Origin of the sequence: Streptomyces sp. NPDC014734, from assembly GCF_043083325.1 — a bacterium.
Classification (GTDB): domain Bacteria; phylum Actinomycetota; class Actinomycetes; order Streptomycetales; family Streptomycetaceae; genus Streptomyces.
Map to the genome: position 1 here is coordinate 143,716 of NZ_JBIBYN010000003.1, position 19,152 is coordinate 162,867.

Annotated in this window: 14 protein-coding genes; 1 reads left to right on the top strand and 13 read right to left on the bottom strand. The window is 69.7% G+C overall.

Annotation, left to right across the window (positions count from 1 at the left end; translation table 11 throughout):
• Nucleotides 1-2: 2 nt before the first annotated feature.
• From ACF1CT_RS07160 to ACF1CT_RS07195, 8 genes are all read right to left on the bottom strand, one after another.
• Complete coding sequence (locus ACF1CT_RS07160) at nt 3-1,721, bottom strand: MFS transporter (RefSeq protein WP_391782757.1); 1,719 nt, start codon at nt 1,719-1,721, stop codon at nt 3-5.
• Nucleotides 1,722-2,083: 362 nt separating this feature from the next.
• Nucleotides 2,084-3,268, bottom strand: a complete 1,185-nt coding sequence (locus ACF1CT_RS07165; protein WP_391782758.1) for a MalY/PatB family protein — start codon at nt 3,266-3,268, stop codon at nt 2,084-2,086.
• A gap of 213 nt (nt 3,269-3,481) precedes the next feature.
• Entirely contained in the window at nt 3,482-4,504 is a 1,023-nt protein-coding gene (gene fbaA / locus ACF1CT_RS07170) for a class II fructose-bisphosphate aldolase (RefSeq protein ID WP_391782759.1), read from the bottom strand.
• 211 nt (nt 4,505-4,715) lie between these two features.
• Entirely contained in the window at nt 4,716-5,255 is a 540-nt protein-coding gene (pyrE, locus tag ACF1CT_RS07175) for an orotate phosphoribosyltransferase (RefSeq protein WP_391782760.1), read from the bottom strand.
• Between the two features lie 236 nt (nt 5,256-5,491).
• Nucleotides 5,492-6,292, bottom strand: a complete 801-nt coding sequence (locus tag ACF1CT_RS07180; protein ID WP_391782761.1) for an aldose 1-epimerase — start codon at nt 6,290-6,292, stop codon at nt 5,492-5,494.
• 22 nt (nt 6,293-6,314) lie between these two features.
• Nucleotides 6,315-7,568, bottom strand: coding sequence for a hypothetical protein (locus tag ACF1CT_RS07185; protein ID WP_391783058.1), 1,254 nt, complete (start codon nt 7,566-7,568; stop codon nt 6,315-6,317).
• 141 nt (nt 7,569-7,709) lie between these two features.
• Nucleotides 7,710-9,308: a polyamine aminopropyltransferase gene (locus ACF1CT_RS07190; protein WP_391782762.1), complete on the bottom strand. Its 1,599-nt coding sequence runs from the start codon at nt 9,306-9,308 to the stop codon at nt 7,710-7,712.
• Nucleotides 9,309-9,393: 85 nt separating this feature from the next.
• Nucleotides 9,394-9,918, bottom strand: coding sequence for a DUF2617 family protein (locus ACF1CT_RS07195; protein WP_391782763.1), 525 nt, complete (start codon nt 9,916-9,918; stop codon nt 9,394-9,396).
• Between the two features lie 894 nt (nt 9,919-10,812).
• Here ACF1CT_RS07195 and ACF1CT_RS07200 point away from each other — a divergent pair.
• Entirely contained in the window at nt 10,813-11,994 is a 1,182-nt protein-coding gene (locus ACF1CT_RS07200) for a pyridoxal phosphate-dependent aminotransferase (protein WP_391782764.1), read from the top strand.
• 193 nt (nt 11,995-12,187) lie between these two features.
• Here ACF1CT_RS07200 and ACF1CT_RS07205 read toward each other — a convergent pair whose 3' ends face one another.
• From ACF1CT_RS07205 to clpB, 5 genes are all read right to left on the bottom strand, one after another.
• On the bottom strand, nt 12,188-12,718 hold the full coding sequence (locus ACF1CT_RS07205; protein ID WP_391782765.1) for a hypothetical protein: 531 nt from the start codon (nt 12,716-12,718) through the stop codon (nt 12,188-12,190).
• 161 nt (nt 12,719-12,879) lie between these two features.
• Complete coding sequence (locus ACF1CT_RS07210) at nt 12,880-14,700, bottom strand: alpha/beta hydrolase (protein ID WP_391782766.1); 1,821 nt, start codon at nt 14,698-14,700, stop codon at nt 12,880-12,882.
• A gap of 9 nt (nt 14,701-14,709) precedes the next feature.
• Nucleotides 14,710-15,153: a hypothetical protein gene (locus ACF1CT_RS07215; RefSeq protein ID WP_391782767.1), complete on the bottom strand. Its 444-nt coding sequence runs from the start codon at nt 15,151-15,153 to the stop codon at nt 14,710-14,712.
• A 482-nt stretch (nt 15,154-15,635) separates the two neighbouring features.
• Entirely contained in the window at nt 15,636-16,190 is a 555-nt protein-coding gene (locus tag ACF1CT_RS07220; protein WP_391782768.1) for a YbjN domain-containing protein, read from the bottom strand.
• Between the two features lie 216 nt (nt 16,191-16,406).
• Nucleotides 16,407-18,992, bottom strand: a complete 2,586-nt coding sequence (gene clpB, locus ACF1CT_RS07225) for an ATP-dependent chaperone ClpB (protein WP_391782769.1) — start codon at nt 18,990-18,992, stop codon at nt 16,407-16,409.
• Between the last annotated feature and the right edge of the window lie 160 nt (nt 18,993-19,152).

A 19,152-nucleotide genomic window follows, 5' to 3' on the forward strand; every position in this document is an offset into this window, starting at 1 on the left:
GGTCACCCCGTCCCGTCCGGATCCGGACCCCCCGGGCCCCCGGGGCCTCCCCGAGAGCCCGTCCCGCCCCGGCCTCCGGACTCCTCGTGTGCGGGTCCGCTGGCGTGCGTGGTCGCCGGGGCCGGGGCGGGTTCCAGCGGCGGGGAGACGATGCCGCAGTACACCGTGCACTCGGGCCGCGCCCGCCCTGCCGCCCCCTGTTCCGTCCCCCTGTCCACTCCCTCGGCATCCACTCCCTCGGCCTCCCCCACTTCCTCCCCCGCCCCCTTCGCCGCTCCTTTCGCCGCTCCCTTTTTCGCAACCGGCACCGGTGGGTTTCGCACGGTGGTCCAGGCGATCAGTGACCCCAGCACGAGCAGCCCTGCGCACATCGGCAGAGCACGCCGGAAGGTTGCCGCGAACTCATCGGCGTCCCGGTACGCCTCCGGTCCCATTCCGGTGAGCAGCGGCAGCGCGGCCACCGCGATCAGCCCGGCGGCACGGGCGGCGGCGTTGTTGATCCCGCTGGCGAGGCCGGCCCGCGAGGTGTCCACGGAGGCCAGGACGGTCGCCGTGAGCGGCGCCACCAGGACGACCATCCCGACACCGAGCACGGCGACCGCGGGAAGCACGTCCGTCAGGTAGGCGGATACGGAATGCGAACCGGGCCCGACCCTCAGCATCAGCAGCATTCCGGCGGCGGCGGCCAGCGGCCCTGCGGTGAGCGGGACACGAGGCCCGATGCGTTGCCCCAGTTCTCCCGAGGAGGCGGAGAAGAACAGCATCAGCAGGGTCGTGGGCAGCAGGGCCGTGCCCGCGCCGAGTGCCGAGTATCCGGCCACGACCTGGAGCTGAATCGCGGCGAGGAAGAAGAAGCCGCCGAATGCCGCGTACACACAGAGAGTGATGACATTGACTGCGGTGAACTGCCGGGACGCGAAGACCGACGGCGGCACCATCGGGTCCGCCCTCCGCCGTTCCACCTGTACGAACGCCGCGCCGAGAACGACGCCCGCGACGGCCGTCCCGATCACCGTGCCGGAGGCCCCTCGCCCCGGAGCCTCGATCAGCGCATAGGTCACCAGGGCCAGGGCAAGCGCTGCCAGCACGGCGCCCAGTACGTCGAAGCGTCCATGCGCGTGCGGGTCGCGCGATTCTGGTACGTGCCGCAGTGCCACCGGCGCGCAGATCGCGGCGACCGGCACATTGAGCAGGAACACCCACCGCCAGCCCGGCCCGTCGACGAGCCAACCGCCGACGAATGGCCCGATGGCGGCTCCGACCCCGCCGAGCCCCGACCACAGCCCGACCGCGCGGGCGCGGTCGTCGGGGTGGAAACTCGCCTGGATCAACGCCAGCGAACCGGGGGTGAGGAGCGCCCCGCCGATGCCCTGAAGAGCGCGGGCGGTGATCAGTACGGCGGCGTTCGGTGCGAGTCCGCACACCACCGACGCCGCGGCGAACCAGACGACTCCGACGACGAAGACCCGTCGTCGCCCGAACCGGTCGCCGAGGGCGCCACCGAGCAGGATCAGCCCTGCGAGGGTCAGCATGTAGGCGTTGACGGTCCACTGGAGCGCGGCCAGGTCGGTACCGAGGTCCCGGCCGATGCGGGGCAGGGCCACGTTGATGACGGTGGAGTCGAGCAGGGCCATGCTGGACCCGAGAACGGTGGTGAGGACGACCCACCGTCCGGCGGCGGAGGCGACGCGGATGGCCCCCGTATCTGCTGCGTCGGGCATAGGAGCAGCATCGCCGCTCGGCGCCGGGGAAGCCATCGGGCGTCAGCACCCGGCCCAGCGCCCCGACCGACCGAAACCACCGACCGAAACCACCGACCGAAGCAATCGATCGGAGCAATCGATCGGAGCCACGGACCCGCGGAGGCGTCCCGCCCACGCGCCGGGACCGACCGGGCGCCCTGCAAGGACCGGCCCGACGAAACAAGCCCGACGAGACCGGTCCTACGAAACAGGCCCGACAGGACCGGTCCTACGAAACAAGCCCGACAGGACCGGTCCTACGAAACAAGCCCGACAGGACCGGTCCTACGAAACAAGCCCGACAGGACCGGTCCTACGGAACAGGCACGACAAGACCTGCCCTACGCCCCCGCCCCGCCTTCCGCCCGGACCTGGCGGACACCCCGGATCAGCGCCTCCACCCCGGCCTCCACCTTGGAACGGGGACACCCCACGTTCAGCCGCACGAAGCCCTCCGCCCCGTACACCCCGCCCGGCATGACCGCGATCCTCTCCCGCTCGATCAGCACCCGCTGCAACGTCTCGTCCCCGTCGACACCTGCGGGTCGCAGATCGATCCACGCCAGGTAGCCGGCCTGCGGCGGCTCCCAGCCCAGTTCCGGGAACGCCTCGTTCAGCCGTCGCGCGACCAACGCCAGATTGTCGGCGACATAGGCGCGTACCGCGTCCAGCCACGCGTCGGCCTCCCGGTAGGCGGCGACGTGCGCGGTCAGCGACAGCACCGCCGGGGAGGCGAGCCCCTCGGCGGTCTCCATCCGGCGCAGGAACTCCGTCCGGTCGGCGGCATCACCGATCAGCCCGTACGAACCGTTCAGCGCCGGGAAATTGAAGGCCTTCGACGCGGAGGTGATCAGCGCCCAACGGCCGTCATCCGCGACCCGTGTCCACGGCACATGTGCGTGCCCCTCGTGCACGAAGTCCGCGTGGATCTCGTCGCTGACCACCGCGACGCCGTGCCGCGCGGCGAGCGACGACATCTCACGCAACTCGGCCTCGGTCCACACCCGGCCCGTCGGGTTGTGCGGCGAGCACACGATCAGGACCTTGCTGTCGGGGCGGGCCAGCTCGCGTTCCAGAGCGGCCCCGTCCCCCACCGGAACTCCCCTCAGCTCCCGCCCGAGCCCGGTGATCGCCTTGCGGAATCCGTCGTACGTGGGAGTGTGGACGACCACCCCGTCGCCCTCGGACGACCACATCTGGAGCAGTTGCGAGAGCTGACTGAGCACGGAGGGCCCGTACACAAGCTGCCCGGTGTCCACCTCCGTTCCGTGCCGGGTCGTGTACCAGTGGGCTATCGCCGCGCGGAAGTCACCCTGCCGCCAGTCCGTGTAGCCGAACACCCCGTGGTCGAGGCGGGCCCGCAACGCGGTCAGCACCTCGGGGGCGGTCTCGAAGTCCATGTCGGAAATGGTGAACGGCAGCAGCCCGTCCACCCCGAAACGGTCCGCGACCCCGTCCCACTGGACGCACCAGGTGCCCCTGCGGTCAACGACGGTGTCGAAGTCATAGCGCGCACCGGAACTCACAGCACTCCCTCACACTCTCCCCGGGCCGTCCCGGGCTCGTCGGTCTCCGCGCCTCCCGGCCTCGTCGCACTTCCCGGCCTCACGGGGCTGCCCGGAGCGATGTCCTCCCACGAAAACACACCGCGGGCCCGGCACCCCCCCTCGGGTTTCAAAGGGGGGTACCGGGCCCGCGGCCACACCGTTGTGTCGGCCTCGCTGTTGTGCCGACCGCGCCTACTTCAGCTTGGTGCCGGTGGAACGCAGATTGGCACAGGCCTCCGTCACGCGAGCGGCCATGCCCGCCTCGGCGGACTTGCCCCAGCTGCGCGGGTCGTAGACCTTCTTGTTGCCGACCTCGCCGTCGACCTTCAGCACACCGTCGTAGTTACGGAACACGTGGTCCACGATCGGGCGGGTGAAGGCGTACTGGGTGTCGGTGTCGAGGTTCATCTTCACGACGCCGTTCTCCAGCGCGGTGGCGATCTCCTGCTCGGTGGAGCCCGATCCGCCGTGGAAGACGAAGTCGAACGGAGACGTCTTGCCGTACTTGGCGCCGACGCCCTCCTGGAGGTCCTTCAGCAGCTCGGGGCGGAGCACGACGTTGCCCGGCTTGTAGACGCCGTGGACGTTGCCGAAGGAAGCGGCCAGCAGGTAGCGGCCCTTCTCGCCAAGACCGAGCGCCTCGGCGGTGCGCAGCGCGTCGTCGACGGTCGTGTACAGCTCGTCGTTGATCTCGTGCGAGACGCCGTCCTCCTCGCCACCGGTCGGGGTGATCTCGACCTCAAGGATGATCTTGGCGGCGGCGGCCTTGGCCAGCAGCTCCTGGCCGATGGCCAGGTTGTCGGCGAGGGTCTCGGCCGAACCGTCCCACATGTGGGACTGGAACAGCGGGTTCCTCCCCTTGGCGACACGCTCGGCGGAGATGTCGATCAGCGGACGGACATAACCGTCCAGCTTGTCCTTGGGGCAGTGGTCGGTGTGCAGAGCGACCGAGATGTCGTACTTGGCGGCGACGATGTGCGCGAACTCGGCCAGGGCGACGGCGCCGGTGACCATGTCCTTGTTGTACTGGCCGCCCAGGAACTCCGCACCGCCGGTGGAGATCTGGACGATGCCGTCGCTCTCCGCCTCCGCGAAGCCGCGCAGCGCAGCGTGCAGGGTCTGGGTCGACGTCACATTGATGGCCGGGTAGGCGAACTTCCCTGCCTTCGCCCGGTCGAGCATCTCGGCGTAGACCTCGGGGGTTGCGATGGGCATCTGTCCGCTCCTTGGGATATGCGGGTGTGTGGTGCTGGTTCCCTGACCTGGGGGCGACATCATCGTCGCCCCCATCTTCCCAGACTCCCGCCGCGACTCCACCCGGCCCACCCACCCGGCTCCTGTTCGGGGCCTCCTGGACATGCTTCGAGGGCGGGCCGTTTCACGTGAAACGGCCCGCCCTCGAAGAAAGACGCAGGTCAGATCAGCATCAGGCAAGATCGAGGTCGGCCACCGAGTAGACGTGGAGGTAGGGAAGACCGGCCTCGGCGATCGCCGGAGCCGCACCCCGCTCCACGATCACCGCAACGGCGACGACCTCGCCGCCGGCCTCGCGCACCGCCTCGACAGCCGTCAGCGGCGAGCCGCCCGTCGTCGACGTGTCCTCGACCACCAGACAACGGCGGCCCTTCACATCAGTGCCCTCGATACGACGCTGCATCCCGTGCGTCTTCTGCGCCTTCCGGACGACGAACGCGTCAAGCTCCTGCCCACGCGCGGCGGAGGCGTGCAGCATCGACGTGGCGACCGGGTCGGCGCCCAGCGTCAGCCCGCCCACGCAGTCGTAGTCCAGCTCGGCGGTGGCGTCGAGCATGACCTGACCGACCATCGGGGCGGCCTTGCCGTCCAGCGTGATGCGGCGCAGATCGATGTACCAGTCGGCTTCAAGTCCCGAGGAAAGGGTCACCTTGCCGTGCACCACGGCCTTGTCCTTGATCTGCTGGAGCAGCTCAGCACGTACGTCAGTCATGGCTACGAGCTTAAGGCGCGCACGTCGGGGTCCGAACCGATGCCGGAACAATGCGGCTCACCACCCTCGAAGGACAGGTCTCCGCCCCGACCACAGATCCACGGCCCACAGATCCACGGGCCGCAGGTCCACGGGCCGCACGCCCGCACAGCCACACGGACACGTCCGCACAGCCACACCGCCACACAGCCACACCGCCACACGCCCACACGGCCACACGGCCACACGGCCACGATTCACAGCCTGCGCCAGCTCCAGGTCGTCGCGATCTCCAGCGGCTCGATCGGGGTGACGTACCGGGGCGTGGTGTTCAACCCGTTCGGCGGGCCGGACTGCGGCTCCACGCAGACCGCCTCGGCCTGCTCGTCGTAGATCACGACCCACTCGGCCCGGCTCTTCACGGTCAGCTCCAGGTGCTCCGGCCAGGTGAGCGTCACGTCGACGCCGTCGGGCATCCCGAAGCAGTCGTCCCACGGGCCGGGCAGGACCGGAAGGCGGCGCCCGGTCGGCAGATGGTCCTCGCCCCGCTCCTCCTGCCAGGCCGCGTCGAAGTCGACCCGCACGTCCTCGCCCCCATCGCCGAGGTTGCGCAGGAACCAGGGGTGCCAGCCGGCCTGGGCCGGGAACGAGTCCCCATACGTCTCGACGCCGAACGCCAGCACGAGCGAGTCCTCGGTCAGCTCGAATGTCTGGGTCACCCGGCCCGGGTAGGGCCAGGGATCGGCGAGGTCGTAGTAGAACGAGGCGTCCCTCTCGTCCACCCGGGCGAGATGCCACGCGGTATCCCTGCCGGTGCCGTGAATGGCGTGCGGCGGGGCGTTCAGCGGCAACCGGTGCGGGACGTCACCGTTGTGGAAGAGCCCGTATCCGGTGCGTCCGCACCACGGCACCATCGGAAAGCAGCCGTAGCGCTCCCCCTGCCGCAGCAGTTCGGTACCACCGATCCGCAAGCTGCTGATGCGACAGCCATGGGCGGGGTCAATGGTCAATTCTGCGTCGCCGACGGACAGCCGGACGTCCTTCTCGCTGCTACTCACCCGGCCGACACTACTGGCGTGACTACCTCCGTCGTCGCAGCGCACGGCTCACCACGACGGCCGAAGCGAGCGCGAGCGCGGCGGCGGGGGCGACCCAGCGGAGCGTGGCCCCCGCCGTGGTCGATTCGGGTGACGGCACGGGCGCGTACCTGCCGCGCGGCGGCGCGTGGTCGACCTCCTCGGCACTGCGGCCGATCATGGTGCGCCTGGCGTGCGCGGCCTCGGCCGGGGGACCGTCGGGGACGGTGAATTCCGTCTGCGCCTCCATCTCCGCCTCAACGCTCGACTCCGCATCCGCATCCAGATCCGCATCCGCGTCCAGATCCGCATCGAGGTCCGGATCGAGGTCGGGATCGAGCGACGACGGGGGCACGGGCACATGGAAGACGGAGCCCGTGCCCGGGGGCTTCTCGACGGAGGGCGCCTCGTCGGGCGCGGCTTCATGCGTGGGCGGGGTGTCGTCGTCCACACCATCGGCGCCGGAGGTCGTCCCGGTGCCATCGGCGTCGTCCCCACCGGTGGCGTCCGGAGCGGCGTTCCGCGAGCCGGCGACGCCGGTCGTGTCGGCTTCCTCGGCCGCCTCCTCGATGGCTTGCTCCACCGCTTCCCCGACGGAACGCTCGGCTTCGTCGAGTGCCGCGTCGTCGGTGCCGCCGCGCGCCCCACGCTCCGACCCGGCCTTCGAACCATCGGCAGACTTCGAGTCGCTGCCGGGCTCCGAGCCGTCAGCGAGCCCCGAACCACTCCCGCCGGACTTCGAGCCGCTGCCGGGCTCCGAACCGCCGTCGGCGGCGGCGGCCAACGTCTCCGTCACGAGTTGTTGCGCGAAGCGATCCAGCAGGCGGACAGCCGTATTGCGCGCCGCCACCGGGTCGAGGTCCAGGATGCGGCCGTCGCCGCCCGCCGTCCCGGTGAACCCGATCACGGTGCCGCCGTCCCGCTCCGTGAGGAGGACCGTCAGCAACAGTTTCGCGGAGCCGCCGCCCCGGACCTCGGCTCCCTCGCCCTCCACGAGGAGGTCGCCCCGCCGCGGCTCCTCCGGCCCCGGCGAGCCTTCCGCGCCCCCCGAGGTCTCCGGACCGTCCTGGGCCGGAACGGTGAGTCGCAGCGCGCCGCGGTACGTGATCGTGTGACCGCCGACTCGGACCTTCAGCCGGCCCGACAGCGAATCCGCGGACGCGTCGACGTCCTGCTGCAGTCCCGGTACACAGCGCGCGACACGGGCGGGATCACTCAGCGTCCGCCGAAGGGACGGGACCGGAACCGGAACGAACACCTCATGCTCCATGGAAACCGAGCCTACTCAGCCCCGGCCGTCACGTCAGCGGTTCCGGAGCGCGGGCCCGGACGCACGGCCCGCCGCCCCCGCACCGTGTCCCGCGCCGCACCCGGCCCGGGCAGGCCCACCGGGCACGCCTCACCGGTCCTCCCAGTACCGCGGATGAACCAGCGTCGACGGCGGCAGGCCACGCAGCCGCGCCTTCTCCGCGTCCCGCCCCGCACGGACGAGTGAGCTCCCCGTCAGCGACCGGAGCCTCGGCGCCGCCGCCGCGAGGCGGAGCGTCGGCACCCGGTCGGGACGGGCGAGGAGGAAGCCCCAGCCATGGTCGGAAGGCTCCCGGTGTGTGGCCCGGTCCGGCCCGGCCGCGAAGTCGGTGACCCGCCCGGTGATCCGGTACGGGCGGGTACGCAGACCCGACTCCCTCATCGACGCCTCCACCGTCCAGTACGTACGCGGACGGGACGACGAAGGACCGCCGTGCACCACCACCCGGCCGCCCGGCGCCAGGGCCTCGGTGACCAGACCGTAGAACTCCGCCGAGTAGAGCTTCGTGCTGGCGGAGATCCCGGGGTCGGGCAGGTCCGATATCACCACGTCGTAGCGGGCGTGCGCGGCGCGCAGCCAGTTGAAGGCGTCCGCGTCGACGACCGTCAGCCGGGGATCCCGGTACGCGTGACCGTTCAGCGCCGAAAGCGCGCGGTCCGTACGCGCCAACCGGGTGAGACCGGGGTCCAGCTCGACGATCGTGACACCGCGCACGTCGGGGTAGCGCAGCACCTCACGGGCGGCCAGGCCGTCGCCACCGCCCAGGATCAGGACCCGGGCACGCGGACCGTCCATCGCGGGATGCACCAGCGCCTCGTGGTAGCGGTACTCGTCGCGCGCGCTCACCCGCAGCCGCCCGTCCAGATACAGGTCCAGGGAGCCGCGGCCCGTCCCCGTCAGCACGACCTCCTGCAGCCCCGTCTGCACCGCGACCCGTACCCCGTCCCCGTACACCGCGCGCCGCGCCGCCCTCTCGAAGTCGCCGACCAGTGCGGTGACGACGGCGAGCACGGCGATCACCGCCACGTTCACGAGGATCAGCAGCCACCGGGAGCGGGGTCTGAGGTCCTGCCGGAACACCCACAGCACCAGCGCCCCGCCCGCCGCCGCGTTGACCGCACCCGTGCACAGCGCACCGGTCAGCTGCCCGAGCACCGGCAGCAGCAGAAAGGGGAACGCCAGTCCGCCGACCAGTGCACCCACATAGTCCGCGGCGAAGAGATCCGCGACGACACCCCCGGCATCCTGCCGGTCGACGCGCTGGATCAACGTCATCAGCAGCGGAATCTCCGCGCCGATCAGGACGCCGATCATGAGCGAGAACCCGACCAGGGCGTACCGCGACTCCCCGATCCAGGCGAACGTCGCGTACAGCACCACCGCCGAGGACCCGCCGACGAGGGCGAGCGCTGCCTCGATCACCCCGAACGCGACCGCGGCGCGGCTGCACAAACGTTTCGCGAGCAGCGAGCCGACCCCCATCGCGAACACCATCACGGAGAGCACGACGGAGGCCTGGGTGACGGAGTCGCCGATCAAGTAGGAGGCGAGCGCCACCAGTTCGAGCTCGTACACCAGACCGCAGGCGGCACAGACGAAGACGGCGGCCAGCACGAGACAGCGACCGGTTCTCGGCCGTACGGAAGGACACGCCGCGCCCCTTCGCAGCGAGATCTGCTGGTCGATCATGAGGCGAACGCTACGTGACGAAAAGGTGTCAGCCTGTCACCCACAAGGGTGTAAGTGGCGTACTCACCAAGGAGTTTGGAGGCAATCAGAGCGTCGCCGCCGCAGGCATCCGCACGCCCACCCGGGTGCGCGTCACCACCAACTGCCCTTCTTGCGGGTACGCGTGCCAGGTGCGCCACTGCACCTGCCCCTCGGTCCGCCGGGCGAGCATCGCGGTGAAGGCGTGCGGGCTGCCGGGGAACGTCCCGGCCAGACCGTGCGGATGGTCGGCCACCAGCGCCAGGAGCTCCTGGGCGCGCCCCGCGAACGAGCCGGTCGAGAGTGTCTCCACCCGCGCGGCGAATTCGTACTCCCACTCGCCGAGTCGTTTGGCGACGCCGAGCGGCAGCGGGGTGCTGCTGCCGGGGATGCACGCGACGGTTTCGGAACAGGTACCGCGGTTCTCCTCCAGAAGCACCTGGTGGGAGGCGCCGAGCAGGCGCATCTGCAGTCGGGCACCCGCGAGGTCGAGGTCGAGCACGGCCAGGGCCGGAAGCGGTTCACGCCCCAACGCCCAGGCCAGGTCAGCTGCACGGGTGTCGGAATAGGCCGTCTGGAGGGTCGTGAGCATGGGTCGGCTCCGCAAACAAGCGTGGACACATGGACAGGGGACGCCTCCGACGTGATGCACGTGGGAGGTTTGGAAGCGCCCGATCAGGTCCAACTCGGGTCCGAGGGCTGGAAGTTCTCTGCACCGAGGGAATCACGAAGTACGCCGCGTCCACAGCGTTTTTACCCAACTTGGAGCGGTTTCCATCCGCTCGGGGGCCTCACGGGTCATCTGTTCACCGGCAACGCGCGTATGCCCCAACAAAAAGGTGCCCGGCGGGAGTTCACCCACCGAGCACCCGTGGAACCGTCGCGGGACTTCTGCCGGGGACACGCCGTGCGACGGCCGGGACCCCATGCTTCGAGGGAAGTTCCGCATCCGCGGTGGCTCCGCGTCAGTCCCCTCCTCCGCCACCGCACGAGGAACCCCCACCGCACGAGGAACCGCCGCCGCACGAGGAGTGGCCGCCGCCACACGAATGACCACCCGAATGACCGCCCGAATGACCTCCGGAGTGACCACCGGAGTGACCGCCCGAATCGCCGACGCCCCCGCAGGACGATCCACCGCTGCCGGTGCCGCCGCCCGCCCACCAGCTGTCGCCGCCCGCGCCCCGGCGCACGCCCCGCCCACGAACCTTCCTGCGGTTGACGGCCTTCGCCAGAAGCGAGACGAACAGCCCGACCACGGCGACCGTGATCACCGCACCGACAAATATCTCCATCGACCTCACGCCCTTCTTCCGTTCCCCCGAAGCGAGGTCCCCGCTTCTCGCGCGACTTGGCGTCGGCGGGTGCGTCGTCGCACCCGTCCGCGCTCATCATCGCGCCACTGTCCGGACGGGTGGATGCCCGGTCCCCCATACGCCGAAAGCAGACTTGAGCAACACCAGAGCTTCGCCGCAGGATGACAGTCATGACTCAGGGACGACCACAGGGACGACCGCACCTCAACCGCCGCCTGTCCGGCTTCGGCACGACGATCTTCGCGGAGATGTCGGCGCTGGCCGTACGGACCGGCGCCATCAACCTCGGCCAGGGCTTCCCCGACACCGACGGACCGGAGGAGATCCGCGAGGCGGCGGTACGCGCCCTGCGCGACGGGCGGGGCAACCAGTACCCGCCCGGCCCCGGCATCCCTGAACTCCGTACCGCGGTCGCGGACCACCAGCACCGCTTCCACGGCCTGACCTTCGACCCCGACACCGAGGTCCTGGTCACCGCGGGCGCCACCGAGGCCATCGCCGCGTCGATGCTGGCCCTGCTGGAGCCGGGCGACGAGGTCATCGCCTTCGAGCCGTTCTACGACTCCTACGCCGCCTGCATCGCCATGGCGGGCGGTGTCCGGGTCCCGCTGACCCTCCGCGCCCCGGACTTCCGCCCCGACCTCGACGCCCTCCGGGACGCGATCACGCCCCGCACCCGGCTGCTGCTCCTGAACAGCCCCCACAACCCGACGGGCATGGTCCTCACCCGTGAGGAACTCGCCACGATCGCCGAACTGGCGGTGGCGCACGATCTCCTCGTCGTCACCGACGAGGTGTACGAGCACCTGGTCTTCGAGGGCGAGCACATTCCGTTGATCTCGCTGCCCGGCATGCGGGACCGCACGGTCTCGATCTCGTCCGCCGGAAAAACCTTCTCGTACACCGGCTGGAAGGTCGGCTGGATCACGGCCGACGCCTCGCTCGTCTCCGCCGTCCGCACCGCCAAGCAGTTCCTCACCTACGTGAGCGCGGGTCCGTTCCAGTACGCGATCGCCGAGGCGCTCCGTCTGCCGGACACGTACTTCGAGGCCTTCCGCAGCGACCTCCGCCACAAGCGCGACCTGCTCGCCGACGGCCTGCGCACAGCCGGTTTCGAGGTGTACCGGCCCCAGGGCACGTACTTCATCACCACCGACATCGCCCCCTTCGGCGAGAAGGACGCCCACGCCTTCTGCCGCACGCTCCCCGAACGCTGCGGCGTCGTCGCCATCCCCAACTCCGTCTTCTACGACGACCCCGAGGCCGGCCGCGGCCAGGTCCGCTTCACCTTCTGCAAACGGGCCGACGTCATGGAAACCGCGATCGAGAGGCTGTCCGGGCTGCGGACGTGACCCCGTCCGGCGTCCGAAGAACCAACCGGTCCGGAGGGCGTGTTGTGGAAGTGGCGCGGCAGAGCGGCTTCCACGACACGCCTCACGCTCTCCTTCGGTCCCGGAGGCGCCCCCGCGCCCGGACGTCGTACCGCGTTCCTCGCGGCAACGCGGAAGGTCGCGCGGGTACACCTCCTGTCGAACGGCGTTCCGCTCAGAACCGTTCGACCTCTTCGCCGTCCGGGACCTGATAGCAGCCCGACACGACGTCCACACTCAGCATCGGCGGATCGCCCTTCGCCATCTTGATGATCTTTACGCCCGCCTTTTTCGCCTCGTTGTCGGCGACCAGGTTCATGTTCTTGTTCTTGCTGGTGTCCGGACCGTACGTGGTGATCTTCCAGCCGTTCTTCGGGAGTTCCGTCCTGAGTCGTTCCATCGCCACGTCGAGATCGCCCTTCGACTCGGGATGGAAACTCCACGGATGAAAGACGCGGAAATATTTCTTCGCGTCCCTGTCCGAACAGTTCATCACGCCCGGCCGACTGTCGGATGCCTTTCCTCTGACACCGATCAGGTCGTAAATTCCGCTCGACAGTTTTTCCACCGCGTCGGAGACGTCTCGTGACGTACTCGTCCCGGCGAGCGGGGGGCCATCGGAATTGTCGTCGGTCATGCCACATCCAGTGAGAGCGGTGAGGGTGAAAGGAACGGCGAGCGCGAGAGCACTCATCTTGGTCTTCACGTCAGAAGGGCCTTACTCTGTCGGACCGGCCCGCGGATCGGCAGGCGCGTCGCTTCCCGGACACCGGTGCTCCTGCTTTCCATCGGCCTCGGCCTGCTTCACATGGGTCCCGGCCCACTTCACATGAGCCCCGGGCCACTTCACATGAGTCCCGGGCCACTTCACATGGGTCCGGGGCCGTACATCCAGGTCTCGGGCGGCGGAGGCGGCTTCAGCGCCACGTCGTCACCCCTCCCGACCACGACCAGGGCCTGGTTCAACAGGCTGTCGGAGCCTTCGTCCCAGTAGCCGCTGTGCCCCTCGGTATCCGTCGTCATCTGGTTGGCGCCGAACCCCGTGTCACTGGGAATGATGAAGCCCGAGCCGCCGTGTCCCCAGCGGCCGATGTCCGGAACGGGGTCCTTGCGCGCCTCCTCGTTCCACACGTGCCCCTTGGGGACATCGAGTTCGTCGGCGCTGGACACCCTGACACCGGGGCTGCCCGCCAGGATGACGTCATCGGCGTTGAGCCGGCCCGTCTCGGCCGCGGCCCCGATCAGAGTCGTTCCGTACGAATGGCCGATCACACTGCGATGGGGTTCCGAATCGCCGGAATGCGACTCTTCGAGTCCGTCCAGGAACTGGTTGAACGCGGGAGCACCATCGTAGGCGTAATGGCTGAACGGCGCGTCCTTGACCACACTGTCCGGTGCGTCGTACCCGAGCCAGGTGATCGTGGAAACGGACTTCCCACCAGACTTTCCGTCGGCCTCGTGCCAGACATTGACCATCCGGTTGATATCTCCCTCGATACCGCCCAGATCCGCCGTCGTACCCGGAACATAGACCGCCTGGTGATCTGCGGTGTCCGGATTTCCGTTGGCGATGATCGCGCGACCGTCCGCTTCCGTGCCGAACCCCAGCAGGTACGCCTCGGGCAGGCCGTTCTTACCGGTCGCGTCGAAGCGCTTCTGGATCGCGGTCATTCCTTCGAGGGACTTGTGAGAGTTCTTCCGCGCCTCCTCCCAGTCCTTCCATTCCTGGGTCTCGACGCTGATCTTCTTGTTCACGGATCCGGTATAGGGGTCGATGAAGGGCTGGAAGCGCGTCGGTTCCGGATGGTTCTTCAGCCAGGCGTCGTACTTGATCTGTTCGACGCCCCGGCTCTCGGCGAGCACCATCCGGTTCGCCTCGTCCCGAACCGTGGACGGCAGCCCGTCGAGCGCGCCCACGGAGGCGGGTCGCAGCGAGATCCACGCGGCCCGCTCCTCCGCGTCGAGCCCGCGCCACCACGCGGCGACCGCCTTCGGACTGCCGTTCTCGGGCGGTTGCGGCAACGAGTCGAGGTACGTCTTCCCCGCCTCGTTCACACCGCTCGTGTCGGAGGAGGTGTCGGCCCAGTCCCTGTCGGAGACGGTCAGGTCGTCGTCCGCCTTCAGCGCCCGCACCTTCGGGGCCCACTTCTCGTCCGCCTCCGTCGCCTCCTTCAGGGCCGAGGCGATCAGGTCGGCGCATTCCTGGGCGAGACGGTGGTGGGGGTTGGGATCCAGATTGGCCGCCTGTCGGCCGACGGCGGCCGCGGTGCCATCCGTCAGCCCGCCCACCGTGCCGCCCTCGGGCGTCCTGCCGTCCTCGCTCTTCTCCCCACCCGGGGGATAGCTGACCGAGCCGTCGGAGTTCACGGTGAGGTGCGCCGCCCGGGCCTCGTCGAGGGCGCCGGTGAGCTTCTTCCTGGCCGCCGCCATCTCGTACGAGAAGGCCTCCAGTGCCGCACCGACGAGACCGCATTCGACCTGGATGTAGTGGAAGTTCTTTCCCAGCTCCGTCAGCTGGCCGATCGCCGCGTTCGCGGCCTCGCCCTTCAGGTGCTGGCGCATGGCCGCCGCGATCCGGGTCTCCACCTGGTCCTTGGCCGCGCTCGCCATGTCGGAGGCGCTGCGGTAGCCGTCGGCCGCCTCCGCGTACTCGGCGGGCTCGAACGCCTTGAGTGTCGCGAGATCCATGGCCGCCGGTCACCGGCCCTTGCTCTGGCCACCGACAGCGGGGGTGTCCGCGTACTCCACTTTCAGGTTGCCGAGTTCGGCCTTGAGAGCCTCATCGGTCTTCAGCTGGTCGCTTCCCGCCCCGTCCAGCAGACCCGCGAGCTTCGCGCACCGCCCGCGCACCCCCTTGAGGTAACGCTGCCAGGAGCCGTGGACGTCCTTCTGGGCGGCCGCGGTCCGGCAGCCCGCGTCCGCGGCGAGTCCTTCCTGGCCGTCCGAGAGCTTTCCCAGAGCCTTGCCCATGTCGTCGCCCAACGCACCGACGTCATGCCCCGCCCTGGACCAGGCCGGCTTGTTCGACACCAGCGTGCCCGTGTCACCGCCACCACCGGGGTCCACCTGGTTCAGGCGCATCCGCGTACCGCGCCGGTCGGCGACTTCCGTCTTGGCCTGCTCCCATTCCTCCCACGCCATACGGACTCCCCGTCCCCTTCACGCATGTCAGTGGGCCGTGCGCCACCGAGCGACCGTAAATATGCGATCGCGATGCTCTCATGCTCGACGGCCGACGTCTCGCGATTCGGAAGAACGGTAGCGCTCCGTCCCCCCATGACTGATCCGCAGGAACGGCCCGCCTGTTGAGCAGTTGCACTTCTGCGGACAACGGTCTTCGGAGAGAGCGCGCGGGATGGCGCGCTGCTGTCGCTTTTGTGAACTTGTCACTGTTCCTTCGCTGATCGGCCTGTCCGCCCCGGCCCGGCCGGCGTCGGCGCGCACAGGCGGGGCGTCGTACGCGCCGGACCGCGAGGAGAACCCACGGGAAACGGCCCGGCCCGGGGTGTCGGTCCATGACTGGCATGGACCGACGCCCCGGGCCGGGCCGTCGCTGCGGTGCGGCACACGGGCGGGGCGGGTGTGATGCCCCGCCCGTCCCGTGCGGCTCGGCGCCCGGTCGGCTACTCGCCGGGAGTGGCGTCGCCGTCCGGCTTCTCCTCGGCCGGTACGAGGCCGAGGCGCTCCTGGAGCCACTTGTCGAACTCGATCGAGGCACGCACCCAGCTGACCGTCGACGAGACGAAGTGCTCCAGGCTGACGCCCGTACCGATGAGCATCTGCGCCTCACCGATCAGGCGGATCGAGACCTCCGCGTCCTCGGAGCCCTCCTCGCCCTCGTGGGTGTGCGTGTAGACCTTCGGCCACAGCGTGCGGCGGTTCCAGTCGTCGATCGCTTCGAGAAGGACCGTGCGCTGGTCGGCGGCGTGCGGCCGGTCGTAGAACGTGCGGACCGAGAAGACCTGCTGCTCGGCCTCGCCCCGGAACATGAAGTACGTGCGGAATTCCTCCCACGGCGCGGCGAGGTCGCCCTCGTCGTCGACGACGTACTTCAGCTCCATCTGATCGAGGAGCTGCTTGACCAGGTCCTGGTCAGGGACGACGGGGCCCTCCGGTCCTGCGGCCTGCGGTTCGGGCTGGCCCCCGAAATTAGGAATCGAGGACGGATCGATGCTCACCGTGTTTTTCCCTTCGTGCGGTTGTCGCCATCCTCTCCCATGGCGGGCGGGGGATGGCAAGCCCCGGCGGGCCCGATCCGCCACAAGCTGACAAACAGCCGGTGCGGGCCGGGCCCGCCGTCCCCGTAAGGAGTACCGGTGGAGTACCGACGGGGTACCGGTGGGGTACTGACGGGGTACCGGTGGGGTACTGACGGGGCCGGGGCCGGCGGGTGGTTACGTCGCGGCGCCGACGCGCAGCTCGTCCCCCACCCGGTCCACCCGGACGGTGTCCCCGTCCCGCACCTCGCCCGCGAGGATCTCCTTCGCGAGCCGGTCCCCGATCGCCGTCTGGATGAGGCGGCGCAGCGGCCGGGCTCCGTACGCCGGGTCGTTGCCCTCCTCGGCAAGCCAGGCCAGTGCCTCCGGGGTCACGTCGAGCGTGAGCCGACGGTCGGCCAGCCGCTTGGCGAGCCGGTCGATCTGGAGCCTCGCGATGTGCGCGAGCTCGTCGCCGGACAACGCGGAGAAGACCACCAGGTCGTCCAGCCTGTTGAGGAACTCCGGCTTGAACGAGGCCCGTACGACCTCCAGGACCTGTTCCCTCTTCACCTCGGGCTCGGTCAGGGGGTCCATCAGGAACTGGCTGCCGAGGTTGGAGGTGAGGATCAGGATGGTGTTGCGGAAGTCCACCGTCCGGCCCTGTCCGTCGGTGAGCCGGCCGTCGTCGAGGACCTGGAGCAGGATGTCGAAGACCTCGGGGTGGGCCTTCTCGACCTCGTCCAGCAGCACGACGCTGTACGGGCGGCGGCGGACCGCCTCGGTGAGCTGCCCGCCCTCCTCGTAACCGACGTATCCGGGCGGTGCCCCGACGAGCCGCGCCACGCTGTGCTTCTCGCTGTACTCGCTCATGTCGATGCGGACCATGGCCCGCTCGTCGTCGAACAGGAAGTCGGCGAGAGCCTTGGCCAGCTCGGTCTTGCCGACCCCGGTCGGGCCGAGGAAGAGGAACGATCCGGTGGGCCGGTCGGGGTCGGCGATCCCGGCGCGGGTGCGCCGTACCGCGTCCGACACCGCACGCACGGCCTCGGACTGCCCGATGAGACGCCTGCCGAGCTCGTCCTCCATGCGCAGCAGCTTCTGGGTCTCGCCCTCCAGCAGGCGCCCGGCCGGGATGCCGGTCCAGGAGCCGACGACGTCGGCGATGTCGTCCGGGCCTACCTCCTCCTTCACCATGGTGTCCTTGGCCGCCTCCTGCTCGGCTTCGCTCGCCTCGGCCAACTCCCTCTCCACGCCGGGGATCTCGCCGTAGAGCAGCTTGGAGGCGGTGTCGAAGTCGCCGTCGCGCTGGGCGCGTTCGGCCTGGCCGCGCAGGTCGTCGAGGCGTTCCTTCAGCTCGCCGACGCGGTTGAGGCCCTGCTTCTCCTTCTCCCAGCGGGCGTTGAGGCCGCGCAGCTCCTCCTCCTTGTCGGCGAGGTCGCGGCGCAGCCGCTCCAGGCGTTCCCTGGAGGCGGGGTCGGTCTCGTTCTTGAGCGCAAGTTCCTCCATGTGCAGGCGGTCCACGGCGCGCTGGAGCTCGTCGATCTCGACGGGCGAGGAGTCGATCTCCATCCGCAGCCGGGACGCCGCCTCGTCGACAAGGTCGATGGCCTTGTCGGGGAGGAAGCGGGAGGTGATGTAGCGGTCGGACAGGGTAGCGGCGGCCACCAGTGCCGAGTCCGCGATGGAGACCTTGTGGTGGGCCTCGTACCGGCCCTTGAGGCCGCGCAGGATCGCGATGGTGTCCTCGACGCTCGGCTCGGCCACCAGCACCTGCTGGAAGCGCCGCTCCAGGGCGGGGTCCTTCTCGATCCGCTCGCGGTACTCGTCGAGCGTGGTGGCGCCGACCATGCGCAGCTCGCCGCGGGCCAGCATCGGCTTCAGCATGTTGCCCGCGTCCATGGCGGAGTCGCCGCCCGCGCCCGCGCCGACGACGGTGTGCAGCTCGTCGATGAAGGTGACGATCTGACCGTCGCTCTCCTTGATCTCGGAGAGGACGGTCTTGAGCCGTTCCTCGAACTCGCCGCGGTACTTCGCCCCCGCGACCATCGCGCCGAGGTCGAGCGAGACGAGCCGCTTGTTGCGGAGGGACTCGGGAACGTCGCCCTTGACGATGCGCTGGGCGAGCCCCTCGACGACGGCCGTCTTGCCGACGCCGGGCTCGCCGATGAGCACCGGGTTGTTCTTGGTGCGGCGGGACAGGACCTGGACGACGCGACGGATCTCCTGGTCGCGTCCGATGACCGGGTCGAGCTTGCCCTCGCGCGCGGCGGCCGTGAAGTCCGTACCGAACTTCTCCAGGGCCTTGTACTGACCCTCCGGGTCGGGTGTGGTCACCCGGCGTCCTCCCCTGCTCTTCTCGAACGCGTCCAGCAGCCTCTTCGCACTGGCGCCCTGTTCGGAGAGGATCTCACCGGCCCGGCCGCCCTTCGCGGCGATGCCGATCAGCAGGTGCTCGGTGGAGAGGTAGTCGTCGCCGAGTTCCTTCGCGCGCTGGGCGGCGTCCGCGATGACGGCGAGCAGGTCGCGGTTGGGCTGCGGAGGCGCGACGGTCGAACCGGTGACGCTGGGCAGTGAGCCCAGGAGCCGCTCGGTCTCGGTGCGCACGGCGATCTGGTCGGCCTCGACGGCGGCGAGCAGATCGGTGATGTTCTCGTTCTCCTCGCCCGCGAGCAGCGCGAGCAGCAGGTGTCCGGGGGTCAGGTCGGCGTGCCCGTCCTTCACGGCCCTGCTGGTGGCCGCGTTGAGGGCGTCCCGGCTCTTGTTGGTCAGCTCGGCGTCCACGTGCGTCTTCTCCTCCTTGCGGTGACTGCTCTCTCCACAACAGTGACTCAGTCAACGTCCACAAAGTTGAGTCTATTCCACTCAACCTGTTTTCGTGCACCGCCGTGCCTGTACGGTCCGGAGATTCGGCCTCCCCGCGCGCTTCTGTTCCCGCCGAACG